Raw genomic sequence first — 13,027 nt, 5'->3', positions numbered from 1 at the left:
GCGCTGCCATGCCAATCCCCCACGCTAACAGCGCCATGCGAGGCGCTGCAAGCCGCCAGCCTGGCGAATATCAGCTGCGGTAGTCGGCGTTGATGCTGACGTAGTCGTGCGAGAGATCGCAGGTCCATACCGTGGCCTGGGCATCGCCGCGGTGCAGGTCCACCCGCACGGTGATTTCGCTCTGCTTCATCACACGCTGGCCATCGGCTTCCTGGTAGCCGGGGTGACGGCCGCCGGCGCGGGCCACATGCACGTCGTCCAGGAACAGGTCGATCCTCGACTGGTCCAGGTCGTCGATGCCGGCATAACCCACGGCGGCCAAAATGCGGCCGAGATTCGGGTCGCTGGCGAAGAAGGCCGTCTTGACCAGCGGCGAATGCGCGATGGCATAGGCCGCCAGCTTGCACTCGTCCGCCGTGCGGCCGCCGTCCACCTGCACGGTGATGAACTTGGTGGCGCCCTCGCCATCGCGCACGATGGCCTGCGCCAGCTCGGTGGCCACGGCCACCACGGCGTCGCGCAGCGCACGGCCGTCGGCGCCGTCCAGCGAAGTCACCGGCGCATGGCCGGCCTGGCCGGTGGCGATGAGCACGAAGGAATCGTTGGTCGAGGTGTCGCCGTCGATGGTGATGCGGTTGAAGCTCAGGTCGGCCGCCTCGCGCACCAGCGGCTGCATCAGCGCGGGATCGACCACGGCATCGGTGGCGACGTAGCTCAGCATCGTGGCCATGTTCGGGCGGATCATGCCCGCGCCCTTGGCGATGCCGGTCACCGTGACGGTGCGGCCCCCCACCTGCACCTGGCGCGAAGCGGCCTTGGGCAGCGTGTCGGTGGTCATGATGCCTTGCGCCGCGTCGGCCCAGCCGTCGACGCGCAGGTCGGCCAAAGCAGCGGGCAGGCCCGCCTCGATGCGATCCACCGGCAGGGTTTCCATGATCACGCCGGTGGAGAACGGCAGCACCTGCTCGGGCGCGAGCTGCATCAGCCGAGCAGCGGCAGTGCAGGTGGCGCGGGCACGCTGCAGGCCGTCGTCACCCGTGCCGGCGTTGGCATTGCCGGTGTTGATCACCAGCGCGCGGATGCCCTGGCCGGCTGCCAGGTGCGCCTGGCCCACCTGCACCGGCGCGGCGCAGAAGCGGTTGCGGGTGAACACGCCGGTCACCTGCGTGCCTTCATCCAGCGCGAAGACCACCAGGTCCTTGCGGTTGGCCTTGCGGATGCCGGCCATGGCGATGCCGATCTTCACGCCCGCCACGGGTTTCAGGTCGGCGGGGTTGGGCGCTTGCAGGTTCACGGGCATCGGCGGCCTCCGTTCGGGTCAGTGCAGGTGCGGTATCAGGCGGCGGCGGATCAGCTCAGCCGGCCGTGGCACTGCTTGTATTTCTTGCCGCTGCCGCAGGGGCAGGGGTCGTTGCGGCCGACGCGCGGCAGGTTGTCCGCGAGGTTGCCGCCTTCGGTTTCCTGCGACACCGAGCCGTCCTCGTTCGGATGGGTGTAGGTCACCTGGCCCAGCTCGCTGGCGCTCTGCTCGATGGCCTCGGCGGCCTGGGCCACCTGGTCCTGCGACTGGATGCGCACCGTCAGCAGCACGCGGGTGACTTCCATCTTCACCAGGTCCAGCATCTGCGAGAACAGCTCGAAGGCCTCGCGCTTGTATTCCTGCTTCGGGTTCTTCTGCGCATAGCCGCGCAGGTGGATGCCCTGGCGCAGGTAGTCCAGCGAAGCCAGGTGCTCACGCCAGTGGCTGTCGATGGACTGCAGCAGCACCATGCGCATGAACGGCGTGAACTGCTCCTTGCCGACGATGGCCACCTTGGCGTCGAAGACCTCGTCGGCCGCCTTGACCACGCGCTCCTCGATGTCCTCGTCGGTGGCGCTGTCGCTGGACTCCACCATCGCCTTCAGCGACACCTCGAGCTGCCACTCGTCGCGCAGCGTCTTCTCCAGGCCGTCCAGGTCCCACTGCTCTTCCAGGCTGCCTTCGGGCACGTAGGTGCGCACCACCGAAGCCAGCGCACTGCGGCGCAGGTTGACGATCTGCTCCTCCACCGAGGAGGCTTCCAGGATCTCGTTGCGCTGCTGGTAGATGACCTTGCGCTGGTCGTTCGCGACGTCGTCGTATTCCAGCAGTTGCTTGCGCACGTCGAAGTTGCGCGCTTCCACCTTGCGCTGCGCGCCTTCGATGCTGCGCGAGACGATGCCGGCCTCGATGGCCTCGCCCTCGGGCATCTTCAGCCGGTCCATGATGGCGCGCACACGGTCACCGGCGAAGATGCGCATCAGCGGATCTTCCAGCGACAGGTAGAAGCGCGACGACCCCGGGTCGCCCTGGCGGCCGGCGCGGCCGCGCAGCTGGTTGTCGATGCGGCGCGACTCATGCCGCTCGGTGGCGATGATGCGCAGGCCGCCCTCGCCCTTCACCTTGTCGTGCAGGCTTTGCCACTCGGCCTTCAGCTGCTCGATGCGGCGCGCCTTCTCGTCGGCGGGCACGCTCTCGTCCGCCTCCAGGATCTGCACCTGCTTCTCGACGTTGCCGCCCAGCACGATGTCGGTGCCGCGGCCTGCCATGTTGGTGGCGATGGTGATGACACCCGGCCGGCCCGCCTGCGCCACGATCTCCGCTTCCTTGGCGTGCTGCTTGGCGTTCAGCACCTGATGCGGCAGCTTGGCAGCCGCCAGCAGGTTGGAGATGAGCTCGGAGTTCTCGATCGAGGTGGTGCCCACCAGCACCGGCTGGCCGCGGGTGTGCGCGTCGCGGATGTCCTCGATCACCGCGTTGAACTTCTCCTTGTTGGTCTTGTAGACCAGGTCCAGTTCGTCCTTGCGGATGGTGGGCTTGTTCGGCGGGATGACCACCGTTTCCAGGCCATAGATCTCCTGGAACTCGTAGGCTTCGGTGTCGGCCGTGCCGGTCATGCCCGACAGCTTGGCGTACATCCGGAAGTAGTTCTGGAAGGTGATCGAGGCGAGCGTCTGGTTCTCGCTCTGGATCTTCACGCCTTCCTTGGCTTCCACCGCCTGGTGCAGGCCGTCGCTCCAGCGGCGGCCGGTCATCAGGCGGCCGGTGAATTCGTCGACGATCACCACCTCGCCGTTCTGCACCACGTAGTGCTGGTCGCGGTTGTAGAGGTGGCGTGCACGCAGCGCGGCGTACACATGGTGCATCAGCGTGATGTTGGCCGGGTCGTACAGGCTGGCACCTTCGGCCAGCAGGCCGGCTTCAGCCAGGATGCGCTCGGCGTTCTCATGGCCGTCTTCGGTCAGGAACACCTGGTGGCTCTTCTCGTCCACCGTGAAGTCGCCGGGCTCGATCACGCCCTCGCCGGTGCGTGGATCGGCCTCGCCGATCTGCTTCTTCAACAGCGGCACCACGGCATTGATGCGCACGTACAGCTCGGTGTGGTCCTCCGCCTGGCCGCTGATGATCAGCGGCGTGCGGGCCTCGTCGATCAGGATGGAGTCCACCTCGTCGACGATGGCGTAGTTGAGCTTTCGCTGCACCCGGTCGGCCACCTCGTAGACCATGTTGTCGCGCAACACGTCGAAGCCGAACTCGTTGTTGGTGCCGTAGGTGACGTCGGCGTTGTAGGCGGCCTGCTTCTCCTCGCGGCTCATGCCGGGCACGTTCACGCCCACGGTCAGGCCGAGGAAGTTGTACAGCCGGCCCATCCACTCCGCGTCGCGGCGGGCGAGGTAGTCGTTGACCGTCACCACGTGCACGCCCTTGCCGGCGAGCGCATTCAGGTAAACGGGCAGCGTGGCCATCAGCGTCTTGCCCTCGCCGGTGCGCATTTCGGCGATCTTGCCCTGGTGCAGCGTCATGCCGCCGATCAGCTGCACGTCGAAGTGGCGCATCTTCAGGCTGCGCTTGCTGCCTTCACGCACGGTGGCGAAGGCCTCGGGCAGCAGGGCGTCGAGCGTCTCGCCCTTGGCCAGCCGGTCTCGAAACTCGTCGGTCTTGGCGCGCAGGCCGGCGTCGTCGAGTTTTTCGAACTGCGGCTCCAGTGCATTGATCTGCTGCACCACCGCCCGGAACTGCTTGATCAGCCGATCGTTGCGACTACCGAAAATCGAAGTGAGAAGCTTAGGCAACATGCGCTGAACGAGCTGGAAGGAGAGAAGCCGGCCGACCCGTACAGGGCCTGTTGACCGGAGGGGCCGACGCGGCGCGAGCGCTGCACCTGGGGGGTGCAGGCCGGATTTGCAACGCCCGGCTGCCTTGCGGCGCAAGGCGGACAGCAGCTTGCCGGTCACGACAAACGCTGGGGCGCAAAGCCGAACGAGTCTATCACCGGGGCTAGACTGCACCGATGGCACAGCAACCCCGCGGCGGCATGCCGCTGACACGCCCGATCAGCGAGGCCCTGGAGGGCAGCGCGCCCCTGGCGCGCCTGGTGGAACGGGTGCAGGCATCGAACGAGCGCTTCCGCGCCATCGAGCCGGCCTTGCCGCCCGCACTGCGCCGCCACGTGCGCCCGGGCCCGGTGGATGAAGAGGGCTGGGCGCTGCTGGTGAGCAACACCGCCGTCGGCGCCAAGCTGCGCCAGATGCTGCCGCGCTTTGACGACCTGTTGCGCGAAGCCGGCCTGCCCACGCCGGCCATCCGCATCCGCGTGATGAACGGGGGCTGACGCAGGCTTGGCAGGCGGGTGGTGCCGGCTTTCGGAATCGAACCGAAGACCTTCCGCTTACAAGGCGGGTGCTCTACCAACTGAGCTAAGCCGGCACGGCTTGCAACAAATTCTAGGCGCGGCGCTTACTTGATGCGCTTGAGCGAAGGCCGGCTGCCACCGGCGGGCGGCTCGGGCGGTTCGTCGTCGCGTGACTCTGCATCACCCTCGGATTCGGACGCCAGGCGCAGTCCGCGCACCCCGCCTGCACCGGGCAGCGGGGTCGGACTGGGCGGCTCGTTCTGTTCGGGTGGCAGGGTCACCGCCTCGTCGGCCGCCAGCGGCCCGGTCGTGCTTTCAGTGGGCATCGGGAAGGCCATGCCCTGGCCGTTCTCGCGCGCATAGATCGCCACCACATGATCGATCGGCACCACGATGTCGCGCGGCTGCCCGCCGAAGCGGGCGCGGAACTCGATGAACTCGTTGCCGAGCTTCAGGCCGCTGGTCGCCTCGAAACCGACGTTCAGAACGATCTCGTTGTTCTTCACGTACTCCATCGGCACCTGCACGCTGCGGTCGACGAAGACCGCGACATAGGGCGTGAAGCCGTTGTCGGTGCACCAGTCGTGCAACGCACGAACCAGGTACGGGCGGGTGGAGGTGCCCTGCCCTTCGGGAGCGATCGGAGACGTCATGCGGATTTACTTGCGCATCACTTTTTCGGAGGGCGTCAGCGCCTCGATGTAGGCGGGGCGCGAGAAGATGCGCTCGGCGTACTTCAGCAGCGGCAGGGCGTTCTTCGACAGTTCGATGCCGTAGTAGTCCAGGCGCCACAGCAGCGGGGCGATGGCCACGTCCAGCATCGAGAAGTCGTCACCCAGCATGTACTTGTTCTTCTGGAAGATCGGCGCGAGCTGGGTCAGCCGGTCGCGGATCTGCGCGCGAGCCTTCTCCAGCTGCTTCTCGGTGGCCTTCACGCCACGGCTTTCCAGCAGGTTGACGTTGGAGAACAGCTCCTTCTCGAAGTTGAGCAGGAACAGGCGCACGCGCGCACGGGCCACCGGGTCGCCGGGCATCAGCTGCGGATGCGGGAAGCGCTCGTCGATGTACTCGTTGATGATGTGCGACTCGTACAGGATGAGGTCGCGCTCCACGAGGATGGGCACCTCGTTGTACGGGTTCATCAGCGCGATGTCTTCGGGCTTCGCGAAGAGATCCACGTCGCGGATCTCGAAGTCCATTCCCTTTTCGAACAGCACGAAGCGGCAGCGGTGCGAATAAGGATCGGTGGTTCCAGAGTAAAGCACCATCATGGCAGCGGGCCCCTTCTTCTAACAATTCGAACGGCGAGCCTCTCAGCTCAGAAAACACGAAGCGCAGTGGGCCCTGCGGCACCACTGCGCTGACGACCCAGGCCGCTCTCGGCCCCGGGTCGCGCGGAACGACTACCTGATGTCTTTCCAGTAGGCGGCGTTCAGGCGCCAGGCGATCACGGTGAACAAGCCCAGGAAGATCAGCACCCACACGCCCAGGCGCACCCGGTAGTTCTGCTGCGGCTCACCCATCCACTGCATGTAGGCCACGAGGTCGGCCACCGCGCTGTCGAACTCGGTCGGGCTCATGGTGCCCGGCGTGAGCTGTTGGAAACCCTTGAACACGTGCACCGTCTTGGACGCATCGTGCGGGTCCCGCTCGTCGACGAACTGGGCGGCGCGTTGACCTTGCAGTTCCCACAGCGGATTGGGCATGCCCACGCTGGGGAAAGCGAGGTTGTTCCAGCCGGTGGCCTTGGTGTCGTCGCGGTAGTAGGTGCGCAGGTAGGTGTAGAGGTAATCCGCACCGCTGCCGGCGTGGCTGGCACGCGAGCGGGCGATCACCGTCAGGTCGGGCGGCGTGGCGCCGAACCATTCCTTGGCCTGCTTTGGATCGATGGCCGACTTCATCATGTCGCCGACGTTTTGCGTCGGGAACGCGAGCTTGGTCTTGATCTGGTCGTCCGTCAGGCCGATGTCGCGCAACCGGTTGTAGCGCATGAACGAAGCCGAGTGGCAGTTCAGGCAGTAGTTGACGAACAGCTTGGCGCCGTTCTGCAGCGCGGCCACGTCGGTCATGCGCTCGGTGGGGAAGCGGTCGAGTGCATGGCCGCCTTCCGCAGCCTGCGCACCGCCCGACAACATCGCCAACGATGCCAGCAAGGAGAGAAGGATTTTTTTCATGGTGTTTCGGTGCTCCTGCGGCGCGTCAGTGGGCGTTGAAGACCACGCGGTCGGGCACCGGCTTGAACTTGCCGATCTGGCTCCACCAGGGCATCAGCAGGAAGAAGCCGAAGTAGAACAGCGTACCCACCTGCGACACGATGGTGCCGATGGTGGACGGCGGCTGGATGCCGAGGTAGCCGAGCACGAAGAAGAACACGACGAAGATGCCGTACAGGTACTTGTGCCAGTCGGGGCGGTAGCGGATCGACTTGACCGGGCTGTAGTCCAGCCAGGGCAGGAAGAACAGGATGATCACGGCGCCGCCCATCACGACCACGCCCCAGAACTTGGCGTCGAAGGTCTTGAGCAGCACGATGGCGATGACCGCAGCCACCAGCACCGCACCCTTGATCAGCATGCTGGCGCGCAGCTTGACGAACGACAGCACCGCAGCGAGGCCGATGATGATGCACAGCACGTTGACGAGGTCGTCGGTGGTGGCGCGCAGCATCGAGTAGAACGGCGTGAAGTACCAGACCGGCGCGATGTGCGGCGGCGTCTTCAGCGGGTCGGCGGGGATGAAGTTGTTGTACTCGAGGAAGTAGCCACCCAGCTCCGGCGCGAAGAAGATGATCGCGCTGAAGGCCATCAGGAAGACGCTGACGCCCAGGATGTCGTGCACCGTGTAGTACGGGTGGAACGGGATGCCGTCCAGCGGGCGGCCCTGCGCATCCTTCTTGGCCTTGATCTCCACGCCGTCGGGGTTGTTGGAGCCCACTTCATGCAGCGCGATGATGTGCGCCACCACCAGGCCCAGCAGCACCAGCGGCACCGCGATGACGTGGAAGCTGAAGAAGCGGTTGAGCGTGGCGTCGCTCACCACGTAGTCGCCACGGATCAGCAGCGCCAGGTCCGGACCGACGAACGGCACGGCGGCGAACAGGTTCACGATCACCTGCGCGCCCCAGTACGACATCTGGCCCCAGGGCAGCAGGTAGCCCATGAAGGCCTCGGCCATCAGGCACAGGAAGATGGCGCAGCCGAACACCCACACCAGCTCACGCGGCTTGCGGTAGCTGCCGTAGATCAGGCCGCGGAACATGTGCAGGTACACGACCACGAAGAAGGCCGAGGCGCCGGTGGAGTGCATGTAGCGCACCAGCCAGCCCCAGGGCACGTCCCGCATGATGTATTCGACCGAGGCGAACGCCAGGTTCGCATCGGGCTTGTAATGCATCACCAGGAAGATGCCGGTGACGATCTGGATGACCAGCACCAGCAGCGCCAGCGAGCCGAAGAAGTACCAGAAGTTGAAGTTCTTCGGAGCGTAGTACTCGGACAGGTGCTCCTTGTACAGCTTGCTGGCTGGGAACCGGTTGTCGACCCACGTCAGCAGTTGCTGCGACAAGGGCGCGCCGGCCGGGGCTTGCTTGAATTCCGCCATATGTTGTGCCTCGGGATGTTCGGGGGTGTCAGGCCTTCTTGTCCTCGCCGATCAGCAGGCGCGTGTCGGACAAGTACATGTGCGGCGGCACCTCGAGGTTGTCCGGCGCGGGCTTGTTCTTGAAGACGCGGCCGGCCATGTCGAACGTGGAACCGTGGCACGGGCAGAGGAAGCCGCCCTGCCAGTCCGAGGGCAGCGAGGGCTGGGGACCGGCGACGAACTTGTCGGTGGGCGAGCAGCCCAGGTGCGTGCAGATGCCCACCACCACCAGGTATTCGGGCTTGATGGAGCGCCACTCGTTGCGGCAACTTTCCATCGGCGTGATCTCGGCCGGGTTGCGGGCCGAATTGGGGTCGGCGAGCTGGCCGCCGAGGGCCTTCAGCGCCTCGATCTGCTCGGGCGTGCGGCGGACGATCCACACGGGCTTGCCGCGCCATTCGACCGTCACCTTCTCGCCCGGCTGCAGGCTGCCGATGTCCACTTCCACCGGCGCACCGGCCGCTTTGGCACGCTCGGACGGGGTGAACGTCGAGACAAACGGCACGGCGACGGCGATGCCGCCTACGGCACCCGCACATCCGGATGCGACGAGCCACGTGCGTTTGGCTTTGTCGACTTGCTGGTCACTCATGGAGTCCTCTGGTGGCATTCGCTGGAAGACGCGACAAGAAACACACGTGGGTTTCCGTCAGGGGCAACCCAGGATTCTAACGGACGCTGTAGGCCTTTCCCGACGGTCCGCACAGCAATCGCCTTGGGCAATACTCCGGCCGCATCCCATAGCGCCGGGTACAGGCGCGCAACACACACAGGAGAGAACCCCATGAGTTTCGTCAGCGAGTTCAAGGCTTTTGCAGTCAAGGGCAACGTGGTCGATCTGGCCGTGGGCGTGATCATCGGGGCCGCCTTCAGCAAGATCGTCGATTCCCTGGTCAAGGACGTCATCATGCCTGTGGTCGGCCGGCTGGTCGGCGGACTCGACTTTTCCAACTACTTCCTGATGCTGGCCAGCCCACCTGCGGGCTACACCGGACCGATGACCTACGAGGCGCTCACCAAGGCCGGCGTGCCGCTACTGGGCTACGGCAACTTCCTGACGGTGGCACTGAACTTCCTCATCCTGGCCTTCGTCATCTTCATCATGGTCAAGCAGATCAACCGGCTGCGGCTGGCAGAGCCGCCCGCTCCCACCGAGCCGGCGCCGGAACCCGAGGACGTGAAGCTGCTGCGCGAGATCCGCGACAGCCTCAAGCGCTGAACGGCGGGCGCTGAATTTGCGCCCATACTTGTCGATAACCGGGGCATGGGGCGCCCGACCGAAGCGGTCGCTGCCGCCCCTCCAACCCGGTCGCCGTGCGCATCATGAATTCGCCACTCCCGCGTCCCGACGCCGCGCTCCAGGCCGCGGCACTCCGCATCAAGCACGCCGCCCGCGAGGCGGCGCAGCGCTGCGTGGACAGCCTTGGGCTGGCCGCGCTGTCCAGCCTGAAGATCCATGAGCGGGACGACTTCCTGGCCGCCCAGTTCGAGCTGAACCGTCGCCAGGCCGCCTTCGTGCATGCGTTCAACGAATCGCTGGACCAGCAGGTGCAGCGCGAGACCGCGCCGCGTCATGCGGCCCCGCGCAGCTCCACCAACACACCCTGGGAGGCGCTGAGCCTGGTGGACGACCACGAGGTGGAGGCCAGCATCAACGCCGACCGCTTCGGGCTGGTGATCCAGCACGCCTGCGAGTGGGAGCTGCGGGAGCTGGATGCCTACGTCGGCTCGCTGCTGCAGCTGGGCCGCCCGGACCACGAACGCAACCCCCTGCGGCCCGAGCTGGTGGGCAAGGCGCTGCTGGCCGGGGTGGAGGCCATCTCCGAGCGGCCCGAAGTGCGCAAGCTGCTGGGCATCGAGCTGGGACGCAGCCTGGCCGACCTGATGCCCCGCGTGTACGGCGACATCGTGAGCGCCATGCGCGACGCCGGCGTGCAGCCGGTGAGCCTGGCCGTGCGCAGCACGCAGGGTCCGGGCAACGACATGGGCTTCAACACCTCGGGCTACGACGGCGGCGCCAGCCGCGGCGCGCCGCTGGCCGAGACGCCTGCGCCGGCGGGTGCCGCCATGGGTGGCAGGCCGGCGGCCCCCGCGCAGCGGCCCGGCACGCCGTTCGGGCATGTGGACGTGCAACTGATGTCGCTGATCCGCCAGCTGGCGTCCTCCGGCGGTGGCGGTGGCGGTGGAGGCCTGCCGCTGCACGAGGAGGCCGCCGCGCGGCGGGGCGGCCACGCTTCCGGTTTCGCCAGCTCCGGCAGCGGCCCGGCACCCAACCTGATCTACGCCCACCGGGACGAGCTGCGGCAGGCCTCCACCGGCCGCCTCGACCACATGGTGATCGACGTGGTGGGCAGCCTGTTCGAGCAGATCCTGTCGGACCCCAAGGTGCCACCGCAGATGGCCCGCCAGATCGCACGGCTGCAGCTGCCGGTGCTGCGCGTGGCCCTGGGCGACCCCAGCTTCTTCTCCTCGCGCCGGCATCCGGTGCGCCGCTTCGTCAACCGCATCGCGTCGCTGGCCTGCGCCTTCGACGACCTGGCCGGCGGCCCCGGGCAGGAGTTCCTGGGCCTGGTGCGCGCGCTGGTGCAGGAGATCGTCGACGGCGACTTCGACCAGATGGAGGTCTACGAGCAGAAGCTGGGCGCGCTGGAAGCCTTCATCGCCAGCCAGGCCCGGCAGGAAGTGCAGGACCAGGGCAGCAATGCCCCGCAGCTGGTGGAGGCCAAGGAACAGGACCTGCGGGTGCAGCAGCAGTACATGCGGCAGCTGCAGACGGCGCTGGCGGTGGTGGAGATGCCCGCCTTCCTGCGCGACTTCCTGGCCCAGGTGTGGAGCCAGGCGCTGGTGCAGGCCGCCCGCCGCGGCGGCGAGGCCGGCGAGCTGGCGCAGCGGCTGAAGCGTGCCGCGCGCGACGTGGTGATGAGCGTGCAGCCCAAGGGCACGCCCGGCGACCGCAAGAACTTCCTGATGACGCTGCCGCAGCTGATGAAGGACCTGAACCACGGCCTGGCGATGATCGGCTGGCCGGAGCCGGCCAAGAAGTCCTTCTTCTCCGAGCTGCTGCCGGCGCATGCCGAGTCCCTCAAGGGCCAGTCGCTCCGCCCGCTGGACTACAACCTGATGGTCAAGCAGCTGGATGCGGTGTTTGCCATGCCGCTGCCGCGCTTGGCCGCGGGCAGCACGCTGCCGGTGCTGAACGACGCGGTGGACCAGGTGCATTTCAGCGAGGACGAGGCGGCGCAGATCGGCCTGGTGCAGGAACATGCCGTCAACTGGCAGCGCAGCGTCGACATCGACCTCAACGTCGAGCCGGAGATCAGCGCGGTGGATATCCGCCTGGACGGCCTGCCGCCGCCCGAGCCAGTGGAGCCCAGCCGCGGCGCTTCACTGGCCGACCATGTGCAGCTGGGCTTCGCCTACCAGATGCTGGTGGACGAGCAGTGGCAGAAGGTCAAGCTGAACTACGTGAGCCCGGGCCGGGCGTTCTTCGTGTTCACCAGCGGCGGCAAGCACCACAAGACGGTGTCGCTCACCTCGCGCATGCTGCACCGGCTGTGCGAGGCGGGCCGCTTCCGGGCGTTCGAGAACGCCTTCCTGATCGAGCGCGCCACCGCCCGCGCGCGCAAGCAGCTGGCCGCGCTGCGGCCGGCCCCCACGCTGCGGCACTGACGCCGCCCGCACTCAGCCGCCCGCACTCATCCGCCTGCACTGAGCTGGCGCGCCATGCGCACCGCCGTCACCAGGCTGGAGGCATCGGCCAGGCCGCGGCCGGCGATGTCGAAGGCGGTGCCGTGGTCCGGGCTGGTGCGCACGAAGGGCAGGCCCAGCGTGACGTTGACGCCCTCCTCCACGCCCAGATACTTCACCGGGATCAGGCCATGGTCGTGGGTCATCGCCACCACCAGGTCGAAGGCGCCCTGGCGCGCCCGCATGAAGACCGTGTCGGGCGGGAACGGCCCCTGCGCGTCGATGCCCTCGGCCCGCGCCGCCTGCACCGCGGGGCCGATGTAGCGCAGCTCCTCGTCGCCGAACAGGCCGCCCTCTCCGGCGTGCGGATTGAGCCCGGCCACCGCGATGCGCGGCGCCGGCTGGCCCCAGGCCGCCGCAGCCCGGTGGGCGATGCGCACGGTGGACAGCACCGCGTCGAAATCCAACAGCTCCAGCGCCCGCCGCAAGGCCACGTGGATGGTGACCAGCACCACCTTCAGCTCCGGGTTGGCCAGCATCATGCGCACCGGCGGCAGGCTGCCGTCGGGGCCGGCCGCCAGCGCCTGCAGCATCTCGGTGTGGCCCGGGTAGGGCACGCCGGCGGCGCTCAGCGCTTCCTTGTGGATGGGCGCGGTGACCACGGCCCGTGCCTGGCCCTGCTGCACTGCTCGCACCGCCTGCTCGATCCACCGCGCCGCGGCCGCGCCGGCGCGGGGGTCGATGGTGCCCCAGGGCAGTGCGGCCAGCGCCGCATCGCCGCCGCCAGCCAGCAGCGGCAGGCAGCCCGGCGGGCAGTGCGCATGGTCCAGTGGCGATTGCAGCAGCGCAAGCGGCGCCGGGCGGCCCAGCGCGGCCAGCGCCCGGCGCAGCACGCCGGCATCGCCCACCACCACCGCATCGTGCAGTTCGCCTTGCAAGAAGGCCTTGGCGACGATCTCGGGGCCGATGCCGCAGGCATCACCCAGGGTGACGAGCAGAGGAAGCGAGGGCGCAAACATGGTCGGGATTGTGGCCGGCCCGCAACAACA

Annotated in this window: 11 protein-coding genes and 1 tRNA gene; 3 read left to right on the top strand and 9 right to left on the bottom strand. The window is 67.4% G+C overall.

The genetic code is table 11. From position 1 onward, the window contains the following. Positions 1-70: 70 nt before the first annotated feature. Both argJ and secA read right to left on the bottom strand, forming a co-directional pair. A complete protein-coding gene (argJ, locus tag LRS14_RS16420; RefSeq protein ID WP_257800186.1) occupies positions 71-1,300 on the bottom strand; it encodes a bifunctional glutamate N-acetyltransferase/amino-acid acetyltransferase ArgJ in 1,230 nt (409 codons plus the stop codon). Positions 1,301-1,350: 50 nt separating this feature from the next. Beyond that, positions 1,351-4,095, bottom strand: coding sequence for a preprotein translocase subunit SecA (secA, locus tag LRS14_RS16415; RefSeq protein WP_257800185.1), 2,745 nt, complete (start codon positions 4,093-4,095; stop codon positions 1,351-1,353). Between the two features lie 215 nt (positions 4,096-4,310). Between secA and LRS14_RS16410 the strand changes: the two genes are divergently transcribed. Next, positions 4,311-4,631 (top strand): hypothetical protein, encoded by a 321-nt coding sequence (locus LRS14_RS16410; RefSeq protein WP_257800184.1) that lies wholly within the window; start codon positions 4,311-4,313, stop codon positions 4,629-4,631. A gap of 19 nt (positions 4,632-4,650) precedes the next feature. Here the strand turns inward: LRS14_RS16410 and LRS14_RS16405 are convergent. The 6 genes from LRS14_RS16405 to petA all read right to left on the bottom strand — a co-directional run bounded on the left by LRS14_RS16405 (position 4,651) and on the right by petA (position 8,883). After that, positions 4,651-4,726 (bottom strand) — tRNA-Thr (locus LRS14_RS16405). Positions 4,727-4,756: 30 nt separating this feature from the next. Further along, positions 4,757-5,305 (bottom strand): ClpXP protease specificity-enhancing factor, encoded by a 549-nt coding sequence (locus LRS14_RS16400; RefSeq protein ID WP_257800183.1) that lies wholly within the window; start codon positions 5,303-5,305, stop codon positions 4,757-4,759. A 6-nt stretch (positions 5,306-5,311) separates the two neighbouring features. Further along, entirely contained in the window at positions 5,312-5,923 is a 612-nt protein-coding gene (locus LRS14_RS16395) for a glutathione S-transferase N-terminal domain-containing protein (RefSeq protein WP_046111078.1), read from the bottom strand. A 132-nt stretch (positions 5,924-6,055) separates the two neighbouring features. Next, positions 6,056-6,826 carry a cytochrome c1 gene (locus tag LRS14_RS16390; protein WP_046111077.1) on the bottom strand — a complete coding sequence of 257 codons (771 nt, stop codon included), beginning with the start codon at positions 6,824-6,826 and terminating at the stop codon, positions 6,056-6,058. A gap of 25 nt (positions 6,827-6,851) precedes the next feature. Next, positions 6,852-8,252: a cytochrome bc complex cytochrome b subunit gene (locus LRS14_RS16385; protein ID WP_046111076.1), complete on the bottom strand. Its 1,401-nt coding sequence runs from the start codon at positions 8,250-8,252 to the stop codon at positions 6,852-6,854. Positions 8,253-8,280: 28 nt separating this feature from the next. Further along, positions 8,281-8,883, bottom strand: coding sequence for a ubiquinol-cytochrome c reductase iron-sulfur subunit (gene petA, locus LRS14_RS16380; RefSeq protein ID WP_046111075.1), 603 nt, complete (start codon positions 8,881-8,883; stop codon positions 8,281-8,283). 192 nt (positions 8,884-9,075) lie between these two features. Here petA and mscL point away from each other — a divergent pair, with 192 nt between their 5' ends. After that, on the top strand, positions 9,076-9,510 hold the full coding sequence (gene mscL / locus LRS14_RS16375; RefSeq protein WP_046111074.1) for a large conductance mechanosensitive channel protein MscL: 435 nt from the start codon (positions 9,076-9,078) through the stop codon (positions 9,508-9,510). A 104-nt stretch (positions 9,511-9,614) separates the two neighbouring features. Beyond that, complete coding sequence (locus LRS14_RS16370) at positions 9,615-11,960, top strand: DUF1631 domain-containing protein (RefSeq protein ID WP_257800182.1); 2,346 nt, start codon at positions 9,615-9,617, stop codon at positions 11,958-11,960. A gap of 26 nt (positions 11,961-11,986) precedes the next feature. On the opposite strand, the gene pdxA is transcribed toward LRS14_RS16370, so the two are convergent. Further along, the gene (gene pdxA / locus LRS14_RS16365) at positions 11,987-12,997 is read right to left on the bottom strand and encodes a 4-hydroxythreonine-4-phosphate dehydrogenase PdxA (protein ID WP_046111073.1); all 1,011 of its coding nucleotides are present in this window, start codon (positions 12,995-12,997) and stop codon (positions 11,987-11,989) included. Positions 12,998-13,027 lie beyond the last annotated feature (30 nt).

The sequence above is a fragment of the Aquincola sp. J276 genome, assembly GCF_024700035.1.
Taxonomy (GTDB): Bacteria; Pseudomonadota; Gammaproteobacteria; order Burkholderiales; family Burkholderiaceae_C; genus Aquincola; species Aquincola tertiaricarbonis.
This window is presented reverse-complemented; position numbering and strand designations above follow the sequence as displayed.